14 protein-coding genes are annotated in these 14,823 nt (G+C 70.2%); 9 read left to right on the top strand and 5 right to left on the bottom strand.

The genetic code is table 11. The annotated features are described in order from the left end of the window. Positions 1-8 precede the first annotated feature (8 nt). Complete coding sequence (folP, locus tag ACFO8M_RS01315) at positions 9-872, bottom strand: dihydropteroate synthase (protein WP_387969447.1); 864 nt, start codon at positions 870-872, stop codon at positions 9-11. A gap of 59 nt (positions 873-931) precedes the next feature. Here folP and ACFO8M_RS01310 point away from each other — a divergent pair, with 59 nt between their 5' ends. The 9 genes from ACFO8M_RS01310 (at position 932) to ACFO8M_RS01270 (ending at position 9,570) form a co-directional block, all read left to right on the top strand. After that, positions 932-2,197 carry a M18 family aminopeptidase gene (locus tag ACFO8M_RS01310; RefSeq protein ID WP_387969444.1) on the top strand — a complete coding sequence of 422 codons (1,266 nt, stop codon included), beginning with the start codon at positions 932-934 and terminating at the stop codon, positions 2,195-2,197. Between the two features lie 152 nt (positions 2,198-2,349). Continuing rightward, complete coding sequence (locus tag ACFO8M_RS01305) at positions 2,350-4,908, top strand: FtsK/SpoIIIE domain-containing protein (protein ID WP_387969441.1); 2,559 nt, start codon at positions 2,350-2,352, stop codon at positions 4,906-4,908. A 2-nt stretch (positions 4,909-4,910) separates the two neighbouring features. Next, positions 4,911-5,540 carry a hypothetical protein gene (locus ACFO8M_RS01300; RefSeq protein WP_387969438.1) on the top strand — a complete coding sequence of 210 codons (630 nt, stop codon included), beginning with the start codon at positions 4,911-4,913 and terminating at the stop codon, positions 5,538-5,540. 20 nt (positions 5,541-5,560) lie between these two features. Then, positions 5,561-6,043: a DivIVA domain-containing protein gene (locus ACFO8M_RS01295; RefSeq protein WP_387969435.1), complete on the top strand. Its 483-nt coding sequence runs from the start codon at positions 5,561-5,563 to the stop codon at positions 6,041-6,043. Between the two features lie 12 nt (positions 6,044-6,055). Further along, positions 6,056-6,595: a hypothetical protein gene (locus ACFO8M_RS01290; protein ID WP_387969432.1), complete on the top strand. Its 540-nt coding sequence runs from the start codon at positions 6,056-6,058 to the stop codon at positions 6,593-6,595. 184 nt (positions 6,596-6,779) lie between these two features. Further along, positions 6,780-6,947: a DUF3117 domain-containing protein gene (locus ACFO8M_RS01285; protein ID WP_387969429.1), complete on the top strand. Its 168-nt coding sequence runs from the start codon at positions 6,780-6,782 to the stop codon at positions 6,945-6,947. 184 nt (positions 6,948-7,131) lie between these two features. After that, positions 7,132-8,589, top strand: a complete 1,458-nt coding sequence (locus tag ACFO8M_RS01280; protein WP_387969426.1) for a S1C family serine protease — start codon at positions 7,132-7,134, stop codon at positions 8,587-8,589. Positions 8,590-8,657: 68 nt separating this feature from the next. Continuing rightward, the gene (locus ACFO8M_RS01275) at positions 8,658-9,134 is read left to right on the top strand and encodes a preprotein translocase subunit TatB (protein WP_387969423.1); all 477 of its coding nucleotides are present in this window, start codon (positions 8,658-8,660) and stop codon (positions 9,132-9,134) included. Between the two features lie 76 nt (positions 9,135-9,210). Then, positions 9,211-9,570, top strand: a complete 360-nt coding sequence (locus tag ACFO8M_RS01270) for a VOC family protein (RefSeq protein ID WP_387969421.1) — start codon at positions 9,211-9,213, stop codon at positions 9,568-9,570. 124 nt (positions 9,571-9,694) lie between these two features. On the opposite strand, the gene ACFO8M_RS01265 is transcribed toward ACFO8M_RS01270, so the two are convergent. The 4 genes from ACFO8M_RS01265 to ACFO8M_RS01250 all read right to left on the bottom strand — a co-directional run bounded on the left by ACFO8M_RS01265 (position 9,695) and on the right by ACFO8M_RS01250 (position 14,527). Beyond that, positions 9,695-10,243 (bottom strand): DUF4190 domain-containing protein, encoded by a 549-nt coding sequence (locus tag ACFO8M_RS01265; RefSeq protein WP_387969418.1) that lies wholly within the window; start codon positions 10,241-10,243, stop codon positions 9,695-9,697. 118 nt (positions 10,244-10,361) lie between these two features. Beyond that, on the bottom strand, positions 10,362-11,447 hold the full coding sequence (locus ACFO8M_RS01260) for an amidohydrolase family protein (RefSeq protein ID WP_387969416.1): 1,086 nt from the start codon (positions 11,445-11,447) through the stop codon (positions 10,362-10,364). 12 nt (positions 11,448-11,459) lie between these two features. Next, the gene (ffh, locus tag ACFO8M_RS01255) at positions 11,460-13,007 is read right to left on the bottom strand and encodes a signal recognition particle protein (RefSeq protein WP_387969414.1); all 1,548 of its coding nucleotides are present in this window, start codon (positions 13,005-13,007) and stop codon (positions 11,460-11,462) included. Positions 13,008-13,231: 224 nt separating this feature from the next. Further along, the gene (locus ACFO8M_RS01250; protein ID WP_387969411.1) at positions 13,232-14,527 is read right to left on the bottom strand and encodes an ammonium transporter; all 1,296 of its coding nucleotides are present in this window, start codon (positions 14,525-14,527) and stop codon (positions 13,232-13,234) included. Positions 14,528-14,823: the final 296 nt, after the last annotated feature.

Raw genomic sequence — 14,823 nt, 5'->3', positions numbered from 1 at the left:
TTCGCGTCTCAGAGACTGCGGCTGGGAGCCTTCGGTGGCTTGTCGCCCTTGATGGCGGCGACCATGTCGAGGACTTCGCGGGTGGCGGCGACGTCGTGCGCGCGGAAGACCCGGGCGCCGTTCCAGGCCGAGATGGCGGTCGCGGCGAGGGTGCCGTTCAGGCGGCGGTCGACCGGAAGGTCCAGGGTCTCGCCCACGAAGTCCTTGCGGGACAAAGCGACCAGGACCGCCCAGCCGGTGCCCGTCAGCTCGTCGAGGCGGCGGGTGAGGTCGAGGGAGTGGTAGGTGTTCTTGCCGAAGTCGTGGGTGGGGTCGATGAGGATGCCGTCGGCCCGCACGCCCGCGGCCACGGCGGCCTCGGCGCGTTCGACCAGTTCGGCGCGGACCTCCGCGACCACGTCGTCGTAGACGGCCTTCTTCGCCACCGTGCGCGGCTCCAGGCCGCCGGTGTGGGAGACGACGAAGCCGGCGCCGGTGTCGGCGGCGACCTGGATCACCTCGGGGTCCCAGCCCGCCCACGTGTCGTTGATGAGCTCGGCCCCTGCGGCTACCGCTTCGCGGGCGACCGTGCCGCGCCAGGTGTCGACGGAGATCACCAGCTGCGGGTGCTTGTCGTGGACCGCGGTGATGAAGGGCACGACGCGGTCGATCTCCTCGGCGACGCTCACCTCGGGGCCTTCGCCGGCCTTCACGCCGCCGATGTCGACGATGTCGGCGCCGTGCGCCACCGCGTTGTCGACCGCGGCCACCGCCGCTTCGAACGCGAAGGTGGCCCCCGAGTCATAGAAGGAATCGGGCGTGCGGTTGACGATCGCCATCACCGCATAGTCGCCCTCATCGAACACCCGTCGGCCAAGTTTCAACGCTCGCATCCGTCTATGCTGACAGCCGCTGCCGCTACCCGCCAGTACTCGTCACCAAAGGAGCACCGATGCCTCGCTTCGACCGGTCGCACACCGACGACCTCGCCGCGTACATCAAGGCCAGCCCGACCCCGCACCACGCGTGCGCCGAGGCGGGCAGGCGGCTGGAGGCGGCCGGGTTCCGGCGGTTGGCCGAGACCGAGGAGTGGCCGCTCGGCGAGACCGGCGGGTACTACACGGTGCGGGACGGCTCGATCATCGCCTGGCGCGTGAACAGCCCGGACGTCGACGCGTTCCGGATCTTCGGCGCGCACACCGACACCCCCACGTTCAAGGTCAAGCCCCGGCCCGACACCGGGTCGGCGGGCTGGAAGCAGATCGCCGTCGAGGTCTACGGCGGCGTGCCGCACCAGACCTGGCTCGACCGGGACCTCTCGGTCGCCGGGCGGCTCGTCATGCGCGACGGCTCCGAGGTGCTCGTGCACGTCGACCGGCCGCTGCTGCGCATCCCGCGCCTCGCGATCCACCTCGACCGCGGCGTGAACGAAGGCCAGAAGCTCAACGCCCAGTCGCAGCTCACCCCGATCTGGGGCCTGGGCGAGCCGCGCGACGGCGAGTTCCTGGAGTTCATCGCGGAGGAGGCCGGCGTCGACGCCGCCGACGTGTTCGGCCACGACCTGTTCGCCGTCGCCCTCGACGAACCCGCCTACCTCGGCAAGGACGAGGAGCTGTTCGCGGCCTGGCGCCTCGACAACCTCACCAGCACGCACGCCGGGATCGCCGCGCTCATCGCCGCCGATGCGACGGGGGCGAACGTGCCCGTGCTCGCCTCGTTCAACTACGAAGAAATCGGGTCGATGACGTATTCGGGCGCGCAGAGCCCGTTCCTGGAGACCGTGCTGCGCCGCATCCTCGACAGCGACGAACCCGAATTCTGGGGCCAGACCGTCGCCGCCAGCGCGATGATGTCCTCCGACACCGGCAACGCGGTGCACCCGAACTACCCCGAGAAGCACGAGCCGGGCCACCGGCCGGTGCCCGGCAAGGGACCGATGATCAAGGTCAGCGCGAACCAGCGGTACGCCAGCGGCGCGGAGGAGCAGGCGCTGTTCCGCCGCTCCGCCGAAGCGGCGGGGATTCCGTGGCAGACGTATGTGAACCGCAACGACATTCCGGGCGGGACGACGATCGGCCCGATCTCGGGCACGCAGCTGGGGATGCTCACTGTGGACGTGGGGCTGCCGATCCTGTCGATGCACTCGGCGCGGGAGCTGTGCGGGGCCGAGGACCCGGGCCGTCTCGCGGATCTGGCGCTGGGGCTGTTCACGCACTAGCCCGCTGTAACCCGAGCGGCGCACGGTTCCCGTGTGGCGCTTTCATATTCGCCTCCCGCTCGGGTCTCGTCGCACGCCGTGCGCTCCCGGTATGGTGAACTCGTTCGAAGCCCGCGAGCCGGGCGTCGGTTCACACCCCCTCGGAGGCGGCATTGACTTGGCGGACCGAACTTGAGCGGGTCGCCGCGCGCCTGCGCGAAGCCGCCGGAGCCGCCGACCTGGCCGAGCGCCTGCTCACGGACGACGCCGCGCGTCTGGCCGCGACAGGAGTCGAACAGCGCCGCAGCGAGATCGCCGAGCGACTCCGCGCCATCGCGGTGCAGGCCGCTACGGGCTGGCTCGGGTTGGACCTCGCCGCCGTCGGGCCGAATACGCCTGTGTGGACAGAGGAACCGTCCGGTGCCGCAGTCCGGATCGGCACGGCCGAGATCGACGACGCGCCCGCGTTCCCCGCGCTCGCGGGTCTGCTCGGCAAGGGCCACTTGGTGTGCGACGGGGACGCCGCCGATCCGCGCGTGGCCGGGATGCTCCAGTCGCTGCTGCTGCGGATCACCGCCGCCCACCCGAACCTCGAAGTGAGCCTGGTCGACGGGGTGACGCTCGGGCAGGTCTTCGCCCCCGCCACCGCATTGGTGGACGCCGGGATCGCCGGTCCCGTCGCGACCGACCACCTCGCGCTCGGGCGGGTCCTCACCGCCGCGGAGAAGCGGCTCACCGAGTTGCGCGACATCGCCGCGCGGGGCCAGTCGATCGCCGACCGGCCGTTCCATCTCATCGTCATCGCCGGCCTGCCCCCTGAGGTGGGCAAGTCGACGCGCGAACGCCTCGCGGCGCTGGCGCACGCCGGGCCGTCGGCGCGCTGCCACCTCGTGCTGTGCGGGTGGAGGAACCTGCCGCACCGGGAGCAGCTGCCCGCGATCGAGCACGCGACATACCTGTCGTGCAACGAGAACGACGTGCGGTTGGGGAACCTGCCGCTGCCGGTCAGGCTCGATGCGGCCCCGTCCCCGAGCCTCGCCCGCGCGGTCTACGGTTCGCGGGCGCAGCAGCGCAAGGAGGCCGGGGAGCTCTCGGTCGCCGACCTCGTGCCCGAGGAGCTGTGGTCGGCTTCGAGCCGGGACGGCCTGACGACGGTGATCGGCCGCGACCAGGCCGGGAGGGCGACGGGCGGCGACGTGGAGGTCGCGTTCGACGACGCGACGCCGCACTGGCTCATCGGCGGGCGCACCGGCGGCGGCAAGACCGTGTTCCTCCTCGACGTGCTGTACGGGCTCGCCACCCGCTACTCCCCCGAGGAGCTGGAGCTGTACCTGCTCGACTTCAAGGAGGGCGTCTCGTTCACCGAGTTCACGCCCTCGCATCTGGACCCGTCGTGGATCCCGCATGTGCGGGCCGTCGGGGTGGAGTCCGACCGGGAGTACGGCGTGGCCGTGCTCGGGGCGCTGCGGGCCGAACTCTCCAGGCGCGCCGGGCTCATGAAGCGGGCCGGGGCGACCCGGCTGGCGCGGCTGCGGGAGCTGCGACCCGACGTGCCGCTGCCGCGGATCGTGGCGGTCGTCGACGAGTTCCACGTGCTGTTCGCCGGGAACGACCGCCTGGCGGGCGAGGCCGTCGCGCACCTGGAGGAGCTGGCGCGCAAGGGCCGCTCGTACGGCGTGCACCTGGTGCTCGCGAGCCAGACGATCTCGGGCATCGAGGCGCTGTACTCCAAGAAGGACTCGATCTTCGGGCAGTTCCCGCTGCGCGTGGCGCTGCCGGGCGCGAAGCACCTGCTCGACGAGGGCAACGACGCGGCCGACGGCATCAGCGTCGGCCAGGCCGTCATCAACGACGCCGGAGGCATCAAGGGCCGCAACCGGACCTGCCGGTTCCCGGACGCCTCAAGCGCGGAGGACCTGCTCACCGGACTCCGCCGGGAGTTGTGGGAGCGGCGGGACTCAGACGTGGAGCCCGTGGTGTTCCGCGGGTTCGACGAGCAGCATCTCGAGGACGATCCGCGCTTCGCGGACCTCGCACCGACCCACGCGCCCGTGGCGCTCCTGGGCCGGGCGGTGGACGTGCACATGTCCTCGGTGGGCTACCAGTTCGACCGCAGCCCAGGACGGCACCTCGCCGTCCTCGGGACCTCGGTGGTCGCCGCGGACGTACTAGCGGCGGCCGCGATTTCTCTTGGGCGCCAGCATGAACCCGGGAGCGTCGCATTCGAGGTCGTGGCCACGGCCGCGGGCGTCGAGGACACCGCCCGGAAGGTGGCCGAGGAGCTGGCGGGCGGCGGGCACGAATGCCGGCAGCTCGCGCCCGGGTCGATCCTGGGCGGGAAGCGCGACAAGCCGACGTACCTGGTGTGGTTCGGCGCGGACGGCGCGGACGGGAAGCCGGGGGCGCTGCGGGAGCTCATGCTGCACGGCCCCGCCGACGGCGTGCACGTGCTCGGCTGGTGGCGGGGCGCGCGGCGGTTCCTCGACGACATCGGCGGCTCGGCCGGGCGCGAGCACTGCGCCGGGGTCGTGGCGCTCAACATCGCCGCGAACGACCTCGCCGCGATCACCGGCGGGTACGAGCGCTCCTGGGAGGCCCGCACCAACCGGTGCCTGGTCATCGACCGGCACGCGGGCACCGAGACACTCACCGTCCCGTTCGTGCGGCCCGGCCGCCTCGACGGGCTGCCGGTCCAGGACGCCCAGCAGACCAGGAAGGTCGAGACCCTATGAGCTTGAGCGCGTATGAGGACCTGGTCCACGAGCTGACGCGCCTGGACGCCGACACGACGGCGAGCACGGCGCAGGCGACCCGGCAGCTGGAGCGCCGCCGCGAGGCGCTGCGCACGGCACAGTCCGATCTGGAAGACCAGACGATGGCGCTCGCGGAGCTGTGCGCGCGGCTGCGGCACTCGACGCCGGACCTGGCGCCCGAGGAGGTCGAGGGCGACGACGCCGACGCCGTGCTGGCGCGGGCGAATACGGCGCTGCGGGAGTCCGAGGCGGCGCGGACGGCGACGGTGCGGGCGGCGCAGCGGCCGACGCTGATGCCGAAGGCCCACCATGTGCTGCGCGAACTCCTCATCTACGGGGCGTGCATGATCGCCAGCCTCGCCGGGCAGCTGATCTACCTGGCGGCCACGGGTGGCGGCGGCGAGTCCGCCATCTCGGTCACAGTCCTTCCGCCGGTATTGGCCACCCTCGTGGGATACGTGCTGGTCGGAGCGGCCAACCGGCCGAGGCTGCCGCTGTTGGACCGCAGTGGCAAGCCGATCAAGGCGGTCGTCCCCCACAACCCGCGTCTGGGAGTGACCCTCGCGGTCTGCACAATGGCGCTGGTCATCTATTTCGCGTTCTTCGCTTAGAGCTGCTTGGAGGAACCCCCGTGGGTCACTTGCTGTCGATGCTCCTGGAATTCGCGCTGCCGGTGGTGGTCGCCGTCATCGGCGTGTGGATCGCGTTCTCGATCGTCGTGTGGGCCACCGGCCGCGACACGCTCCTGGACCTCGCCCCCGCGGGTGCCCCGCTCGGCCTCGGAGAGGGGGAACCGGTGGACGAGTCCGCTGTCGCCTCCGTCAAGTTCGACACCGGCCTGCGCGGTTACCGCACCGAGCAGGTGGACGCGGCGCTGCACCGCCTCGCGTGGGAGATCGGCCGGCGCGATGAGATGCTCGCCGTCCTCCAGTCCAAGCTCGACGGCACAGCGGATACGGATGCGCTGCCCCTCTCGGAGGAGGCGCCGTCCGACGAGGACGACGCGCTGCGCCTCGCGAACGAGGCCGAGTCCGCCCCCGAGGACGCCGAAGGCACCGGGAGTGAGGCAGGGCGCGACGATGCAGGTGAGGCGGCGCCTCGCGGCGAGGCGTGATGGGATAAGCCCATGCGTTATTGGCTGCTGGCGTTGAACGACGACGAATTCACTGAGCAACAGGCCTATGAGGTCGAAGCGGTCGAGGTCGCCGCGGCCCTTCCCGAGGGCGCTTCGGACGGCGACGAGGTCGCCCTGGCCGGCCCCGAGGGCGTGTTCGCGCTCGGCGAGGTCGACGGCCCCGCCGTCGCGTACCGCCGCCGCTTGGAGGAGCCCGCCAAGACCGTCGAGGGCGGCGAGAGCGCACTCGCGGGCAGTCGGGTCTACAGCTCCGCGGACTTCGCCGAAGAGGGCTGGACGGAGCTGGACCCGGACGCGTGGGAGCACCTGGTCCGGACCCTGCCGACGCCGGAGCGGCGCAGCGACTGGCTCGTGACGCTCTCGATGCCGATCGAAGCGGTCGACAAAGCGGAGGCGGTTCGGCAGTTCTGGTCTTATATTCGGGCGCTCGGCCCGAAGGAGCTCCCGACGTTCGTGGCACCGTACGGAAGGGAGCTTGAGGGCACTTCGTTCCTTTTGGGCGTCGAGCACGAGCAGGACCCAGAAGAGTAGGTGTGCGGCGTCACACCTCGTTAAGAAAAATCACGCAAGTCACAAAAGCCACTTTTTGGTTGTTTTCTACGCAACTTTGTCACATACCCGGAGGGGCGAGTTGGCCCTCGGCCTCCTCATCAGGGAAACTTGATCTAGCAACGTCGAGTCGCAACCTGCGGCCTTGGATCGAGGGGAGACCAAAATGGCGGCCATGAAGCCGCGGACCGGTGACGGCCCGCTTGAAGTCGCGCAAGAGGGCCGGGGCATCATCCTGCGGATGCCACTCGAAGGCGGCGGTCGGCTGGTCGTGGAGATGACGCCCGAGGAAGCCCAGACCCTGCAAAAGGAGCTCCAGGGCGCCTTGGAGTAGTCCCTTCTCCACCACTACCCCACCACGGCGGTCACCCCGCTGCCGAACGGACCTGAGGGCCCGCTCCGCTTACGCGGAGCGGGTCCTTCACCTTCCCCTGGACCGGACGTGAAAGGACCATCCGGCACGACGCGGAATGACGGGGCAGGTGAACGAGGAGCATTTCCGGCATAGACTTTCAGTCATGACTTCCGGCACCCAGCCGCCCCAGGCAGATCCGGGCAATCCGCAACACCCCGAACCGGCCGCGCCGCAACCGGCGTATGGACCCGGGAACGAAGCGGGCGAGGCGCCGCGATCGGCCGGGCACGAAGCGGCCGCGCCGTACGAGGCCGCCGCGAATCAGGGGCCCCCGGCCGCGCCGCAGTCGGCTTACGCGCCCGGATACCAGGCCGCGCCCCCCGAGGCGCCCGCTATGTCCGAACCCATGCAACCGCACGGCGCTCCGCAAGCAGGTCAGTCGGTGTGGTGGCACCCCGCCGCCGCCTCCGACCCGTGGCGCGACCCGTCGAGCCACGCCGTCATCCAGACGCACGCGGTCCCCTACGCGCCCGCGCCCGAACCGCTCCCGGCACGCCCGGCGCGCGCCGCACGGCCCGCGCTCGGCCTCGTCGTCGCCGTCTCGGCGGTGACCGCGCTGATCGCCGGGATCCTCGGCGCGGCCATCGGCATCTGGGCCACCCGCTCCGGCCCCGGCGGCGGGAGCATCACCGGCGCTGAGCCGCAGACCGAGCGCGACGTCACCTCCGTCGCCGGCGTCGTCGAGCAGATCATGCCGTCGGTCGTCACCGTCCTCACCGCCGACGGCGGCAACGGATCGGGCTTCATCGTCTCCGACGACGGCTACGTCATGACCAACCACCATGTGGTCGTCGGCGGCGGCACCGAGGCGCCCGAGAGCCTCCAGGTGCTCTTCAGCGACGGCAACGTCACCTCCGCCGAGGTCATCGGCTCCGACCCCGACTCCGACGTCGCAGTGCTGCGGATCGACGGCGACGAGCACCCCGCGATGGTGCTGGCCGATTCCGACCAGGTCGCCGTCGGCGACCCCGTGCTCGCGGTCGGCGCGCCGCTCGGTCTGTCGTCAACGGTCACCGAGGGCATCGTCTCGGCGATCGACCGGCCCGTGCTGACCGAGAACAACAACGGCGAGGTCGAATCGGTCATGGCCGCGATCCAGACCGACGCGGCCATCAACCCCGGCAACTCCGGCGGCCCGCTCACCGACATCGGCGGCCAGGTCATCGGCATCAACACCGCCATCGCCTCGACCGCCGCCGAGGGCGAGGCCGGGAACATCGGCATCGGCTTCGCGATCCCGATCAACCAGGCCAAGCGCATCGCCGACGAGATCGTCGCGACCGGATCGGCCAGCCACACCGTGCTCGGCGCCGAGCTCGGAGAATCCGAATTGGGGGTCGGCGTGACCCTCGACAAGGTCGTCGCCGGGTCTCCCGCCGACGACGCCGGACTCCAGGACGGCGACGTCCTGACCAGCTTCAACGGCAATATGGTCGCCGAGAACACCGAGCTGATCGCCCTCATCCGCAAGCTCGCGCCCGGGACCGTCGTCACCGTCGTGTACGAACGCGATGGCCAGGAGCACAGTGCGCAGGTCACGCTGGAAGCGGCGAGTGACTGACGTGGAGGTACGCTAGGCGGAGGTTTTTCAGGTATCAGCAGTCACTGTCGGGCATTAGGAGGATCAGCGTGTTCGGAGGCTTGGGTGGAACCGAGTTCCTGGTCATCATCCTCATCGCCATCTTCCTGTGGGGACCCGACAAGCTGCCGAAGGCGCTCGCCAACCTGCGCAGGTTCATCTCGAAGGCCCGCAACATGGCCTCGAACGCCGCAGCGGACCTCAGCCGCGAGATCGGCACCGACATCAAGCCCGAGGACCTCAACCCCAAGACCTTCGTCCGCAAGCACATCCTGACCGAAGAGGACCAGGAGATGCTGACGAGCCCGCTCAAGTCGACGATGCGGGACCTCCAGGACGGCACCAAGCCGCTCAAGGAGGGCCTGAACGACGCGACTCGCGAGGTGGAGACCACGCGCCGCAGCGTCAACCGCGGCAGCATCACGAAGAAGGCCAACGGCACCGACGGCACCGCCGAGATCGAGCCCGCGGCCGAACCGGCCGCCGAGCGCCGCGACCGCGCCGCGACCTTCGACGACGTCACCTGAGCCGAACCCGACGCTGATCACGGCCGCCCGATCCGGGCGGCCGTTTCCTGTCGCACCCGCGTGCCAGACTGCGGGGATGATCGGCAAGTGGCACGGCCTCATCATCAACTGCCCCGAGCCCGAGGCGCTCGCAAACTTCTACCAGGAACTGCTCGGCATGGTCCGGGTGCAGGGCCACGACGAGAGCTGGATCGTCATCGGCGACGCCGCCGATCGGCCCGGAGTGGCCTTCGAAAAGGTCGAGGACTACCGGCCGCCCACCTGGCCCGGGAATGAGGTTCCGCAGCAGATGCACTTCGACGTGCGCGTCGACGACCTCGACGAGGCCGAACCGAAGGTGCTCGCGCTCGGCGCGCGAAGGCTCGAAGGCGGCGGCGACGCCTGGCGGGTCTTCGCCGACCCTGCCGGGCACCCGTTCTGCCTCGTCGTCATCTGAACCGGTCGCCGTGTGAGCGGGTCAGGCGCGCCCCGCGGCGCGGTACCCGCCGGGCGCCTCGCGGCGGCGCTGCGCACGCGAAAGCGGCGCGGGCCTGGGCCCGCGCCGCTGAGAATCGCGCTGTCTAGTAGGTGGCCGTGCCGGCCCCGCCGATCAAGGCGGCGCCCACCGAGAACCAGACGATGAGGATGATGATCGCGAGGGCGCAGACGACGGAGCCGCAGACGATGCCCGTGATCGCCTGCCCCTTGCCGGCGGCGGTGCCGGCGTTCACCCGCTTGAGGGCCACGCCGCCCATGATCACGGCGAGGATGCCGCAGACGAGGCTGACGAAACCACCGGCACCGGGGATGCACAGCAGTGCGGCGGCGATGATGCCGAGCACCATCGACGCGATCGCGAGGCCTTTGGGCAGCGGCGGACCGTAACCGGGCGCACCGTACGCCGGCGGGTAGCCGGGAGCCGCGGGCGGCAGCTGCGGGGCCGGGCCGTAGCCGGGCTGCTGGGGCTGCGAGGGCTGGCCGTAGCCGGGCTGCTGCGGCGGGGGGTAGCCACCGGGCTGCGGGGGCTGGGAACCCGGGTTCTGGGGCTGGGAACCGGGCTGGCTGCCGTACGGGTCGTACTGGAAGCCGCCCTGACCGGATTGGTCCGGAGGAGGCGGAGGATAGGTCATCGCTATTACTCTCTGCTCGGGCGGAAACGGCGCGGGGAGGTTCACGATAGCCGATCTCCGCCAACGAGTGTGACGAGGCCGTCTCGGGATAGCCGCAAAACGCGCAGCTCACCGCGTTTCAGCTCGGCGACCGCAGCAGGTGTCCACGAAGGATGACGAGCGCGGGCTCGCGGGCCGCGGCGATGTCCGCGCGCGGGTCGCGGTCGTAGACGACCACGTCGCCGAGGTCGGACGGGAGGCCCAGCCACTCGCGCGACTTCCAGGACGACATCGCGACCACCTCGGCGGCCGGGATGCCGGCCTTCTCGTGGAGCAGGCGCATCTCCTCGGCGGCGAGGCCGTGGTCGATGCCGCCGCCCGCGTCCGTGCCGAGGTAGACCGGCACTCCCGCTTCCCAAGCGGCGCGCACGACCTCGGGGAAGCCCTGCTTGAGGCGGCGCATGTGGTCGGCGTAGCGGGGGAACTTGACGTCCGCCCCGGCGGCGATGTCGTCGAAGGTCTCGATGTTGATCATGGTGGGCACCAAGGCGATGCCGCGTGCGGCCATGCGGTCGAGGAGGTCGGGGGCGAGGCCGGTGCCGTGCTCGACCGAGTCGACGCCCGCTTCGACGACGCAGGCGACGGCCTCCTCGGAGAAGGTGTGCACGGCGACCTTCGCGCCTTCGGCTTGGGCGGCATGGATAGCGGCCGTGAGGACCTCGGGTTCGAAGGACGGCGCGAGGTCGGCCTTGTCGCGGTCGATCCAGTCGCCGACGAGCTTGACCCAGCCGTCGCCGAGCTTCGCTTGGCGGGCCAGAGCGCCGACGACCTCCTCGGGCTCGCATTCGAGGCCGATGCCGCGCAGGTAGCGACGTGAGGCGGCGACGTGGTGCCCGGCGCGGATGAGGCGCGGGATGCCGTCTTCGCCGACGAGTTCGGGGTAGGGGTAAGGGGATCCGGCGTCGCGGATGGCGAGCACGCCGGCGTCGCGGTCGGTGCGGGCGAGCGTGCGGGCCTCGTCGAGGCTCTCGATGGGCGAGGCGCCGCGGCGGATGCCGATGTGGCAGTGGGCGTCAACGAGGCCGGGCAGGGCGAACCCGGCGGTGGCGACGGTGCGCGCGCCGGGAACCGGGTCGAAGGTGAGCCGGTCCCCGTCGACGTACACGTCGCGGACCGTGTCGTCGGGCAGCCAGACGACGCGGAGGTGCAGCGGTCGAGGCGACACGCGCCGGCCCCGTTACTTGTTCTTCTTCTGGTCCTTGAGGAACTGCTCGAAGTCGATGTCAGGCAGGTCGCCGGCGTTGAACTGCGACAGGTCGGGCATGCCGCCGGGCATCTGCATGCCCGCCGGGAGCTGCGGCGCGGCGTTCGCGGCATTGGCGGCGGAGCCGCCGCGGCGGACCACGGGCTTCTTCTTGGCCTTCTTGCCCTTGCGCTTGTTGTAAGGCGACTTGGTGGCTTTGGTGCCGCCGGGCAGGCCCATCGCGCCGGTCATGCCGCGCATCATCTTCTGCGCGTCCTTGAACCGGGACAGGAGCTGGTTGACCTCGGAGACCGTGACGCCGGAGCCGTTGGCGATGCGCAGGCGGCGCGAGCCGTTGATGAGCGCGGAGTCGCGGCGTTCGGCGGGGGTCATGGAGCGGATGATCGCGGAGGTGCGGTCGATCTGCTTGTCGTCGATGGAGTCGATCTGCTGCTTCATCTGACCCATGCCCGGCATCATCTTGAGCACGTTGCCGATCGGGCCCATCTTGCGGATGGCCTGCATCTGCTCGAGGAAGTCCTCGAGCGTGAAGTCCTCGCCCTTGAGGAGCTTCTGGGTCATCTCCTCTTTCTGGTCCTCCTCGAACACGGCCTCGGCCTGCTCGATGAGGGTCAGCATGTCGCCCATGCCGAGGATGCGGGAGGCCATCCGGTCGGGGTGGAAGACGTCGAAGTCCTCGAGCTTCTCACCGGTGGAGGCGAACATGATCGGCTGGCCGGTCACGTGCCGCACGGAGAGCGCGGCGCCGCCTCGGGCGTCGCCGTCGAGCTTGGAGAGGACCACGCCGGTGATGCCGACGCCGTCGCGGAAGGCCTCGGCCGTGTTGACCGCGTCCTGGCCGATCATGGCGTCGATGACGAAGAGGACCTCGTCGGGGTTGACGGCGGCCCGGATGTCGCGGGCCTGGGCCATCATCTCCTCGTCGATGCCGAGGCGGCCGGCGGTGTCGACGATGACGACGTCGTGGCCCTTGCGGCGGGCCTCTTCGATGGAGTCGGTGGCGACCTTGACCGGGTCGCCGACGCCGGAGCCGGGCTCGGGGGCGTAGACGGCCACGCCGGCCCTCTCGGCGAGGACCTGGAGCTGGCCGACGGCGTTGGGGCGCTGGAGGTCGGCGGCGACCAGGAGCGGCGAGTGGTCGTCGCCCTTGAGCCACTTGGCGAGCTTGCCCGCGAGGGTCGTCTTGCCCGCGCCCTGGAGGCCCGCGAGCATGATGACCGTGGGGGCCTGCTTGGCGTAGTTGAGGCGCCGCGTCTCGCCGCCGAGGATGTTGACGAGTTCCTCGTTGACGATCTTGATGATCTGCTGGGCGGGGTTGAGGGCCTTGGAGACCTCGGCGCCGCTGCAGCGTTCCTTGATCTGGGCGATGAAGGTCTTGACCACCGGGAGGGCGACGTCAGCTTCGAGCAGGGCGAGGCGGATCTCGCGGGCGGTGGCGTCGATGTCGGCTTCGGTCAGGCGGCCTTTGCCGCGGATCGACTCGAAGATCCCGGACAGTCGATCTGACAGAGCGTCGAACACGGGCGAACCTCTCGATGGTGCAATGCGAATTTACGGCTGGCAAGCGGGCGCGGCGAAGCGCTGTGAACTCCTACGAGCTTAACGGGGATCGCGGCGCGGCTGCCGCCCGGTGAAGGTCGGATGACACACGAACGCGGAACGGCCGCTCTGTGGAGAGAGCGGCCGTTCCTAGCTATTCCAATTTATGGCTCGCAAGCTTCGCCAAGACTGACGTGAAGTCAGGGTCAGACCTTGACCGGCTCGGGCGCGTCGGCGGCCTCGGGCAGGCCGGTGCCGGTGTTGCCGTTGACGGGCAGGTCGTAGCCGGCCTCGCCGTGCTGGGCGGCGTCGATACCGGCGAGTTCTTCTTCCTCGCTGATGCGGATGCCGATCGTGTACTTGAGGATCAGGCCGATGATCAGGGCGACCAGGGCCGAGTAGACCAGGACCACACCGGTGGCGGCGGCCTGCTTGCCGAGCAGGCTGGCGTCGCCGCCGTAGAAGAGGCCGTTGACGCCCGCCGCTTCTTCGAAGGCGAAGAAGCCGAGGGAGACCGAGCCCCAGAAGCCGGCGACCATGTGCAGGCCGACCACGTCGAGCGCGTCGTCGTAGCCGAACTTGTGCTTGAGGCCGATGGCGAAGGGGCAGATGATGCCGGCGACGGCGCCGATGGCGATGGCGCCGAGCGGGGTCACGAGGCCCGCGGCCGGGGTGATCGCGACCAGGCCGGCGACGACGCCGGAGCAGCCGCCGATGATCGAGGGTTTGATGCCTCGGATCCGGTCGACGAGGAGCCAGGCGAGGATGGCGGCGGCCGTGGCGACCTGGGTGTTCAGGAAGGCGAGACCGGCGAAGCCGTCAGCGGCGAAGGCGGAGCCGGCGTTGAAGCCGAACCAGCCGAACCACAGGAGGCCGGCGCCGAGCAGGACCAGCGGCAGGTTGTGCGGCGCGAAGTTGCCGTCCTTCCAGCCGATGCGGCGGCCGACCACGATCGCGAGGCCGAGGGCGGCGGCACCTGCGTTGACGTGGACCGCGGTTCCACCGGCGAAGTCGAGGACGCCCCACTGCTTGATCCAGCCGCCGGCGTTCCACACCCAGTAGGCGACGGGGCAGTAGACCAGGATGACCCAGGCAGTGGCGAAGATGATCCAAGCGCTGAACTTCATGCGGTCGGCGACGGCGCCGGCGATGAGGGCAACGGTGATGATGGCGAACATCATGCCGAAGGCGGTCCAGACCGCGTTCGGGACGCCGTTGAGGCCGGCGGCGGCGGTCAGTTCGGTGGCGGCGCGGGAGCCGAACAGCGAGGTGAAGTCACCGAAGAACTTGGTGGAGCCTTCGCCCACGGCGATGGACTCGCCGACGACGACCCAGGCGATCGAGACAATGCCGATGGCGACGAGGCACTTCATCATCATGTTGATGACGCTCTTGGCGCGAGTCAGGCCACCGTAGAACAGGGCGAGCGCCGGAGTCATGAGCAGGACAAGGGCGGCTGAGGTCAGGATCCAGGCAGTGTTGCCGGTATCGAGCTCGGGCATGGCCGCCTCCTCTCTCTCGAGATAGGTAGGTACTTCGGGCTTTAGTGCTGTTCCGGCGTGAGGGGAGCGACGGTGCTCGGCATAGGTGTCACGCGCCGACCGACGAATCAGCCGGCGCGTGATGCTCCTACCTACCGGAGTGAAGCCAGCTTCACCAAGACGTGTTACGCGACCCGGGCCTACGTGTTAAGAAGTTGTCGCGAAAGATTTCGAGTGTGTGAACTCACGCTCACATGGCCCCCGAAAGGCGCTACCGGAGGCACGGAAGCGGCGGTTGTGCCGTTTGGGGCGTTTGC

The sequence above is a fragment of the Glycomyces rhizosphaerae genome (assembly GCF_042647865.1).
In the GTDB taxonomy this organism is placed as follows: Bacteria; Actinomycetota; Actinomycetes; order Mycobacteriales; family Micromonosporaceae; genus Glycomyces; species Glycomyces rhizosphaerae.
Note: the sequence above shows the minus strand (reverse complement) of the source record. Positions and strands in the feature narration are given on the sequence as shown.

What these genes read in the sequence shown, in the direction of transcription:
- folP (WP_387969447.1), bottom strand. Translation starts at nt 872, where the DNA reads ATGCGAGCGTTGAAACTTGGCCGACGGGTGTTCGATGAGGGCGACTAT.
- ACFO8M_RS01310 (WP_387969444.1), top strand. Translation starts at nt 932, where the DNA reads ATGCCTCGCTTCGACCGGTCGCACACCGACGACCTCGCCGCGTACATC.
- ACFO8M_RS01290 (WP_387969432.1), top strand. Translation starts at nt 6,056, where the DNA reads ATGCGTTATTGGCTGCTGGCGTTGAACGACGACGAATTCACTGAGCAA.
- ACFO8M_RS01285 (WP_387969429.1), top strand. Translation starts at nt 6,780, where the DNA reads ATGGCGGCCATGAAGCCGCGGACCGGTGACGGCCCGCTTGAAGTCGCG.
- ACFO8M_RS01280 (WP_387969426.1), top strand. Translation starts at nt 7,132, where the DNA reads ATGACTTCCGGCACCCAGCCGCCCCAGGCAGATCCGGGCAATCCGCAA.
- ACFO8M_RS01270 (WP_387969421.1), top strand. Translation starts at nt 9,211, where the DNA reads ATGATCGGCAAGTGGCACGGCCTCATCATCAACTGCCCCGAGCCCGAG.
- ACFO8M_RS01265 (WP_387969418.1), bottom strand. Translation starts at nt 10,243, where the DNA reads ATGACCTATCCTCCGCCTCCTCCGGACCAATCCGGTCAGGGCGGCTTC.
- ACFO8M_RS01250 (WP_387969411.1), bottom strand. Translation starts at nt 14,527, where the DNA reads ATGCCCGAGCTCGATACCGGCAACACTGCCTGGATCCTGACCTCAGCC.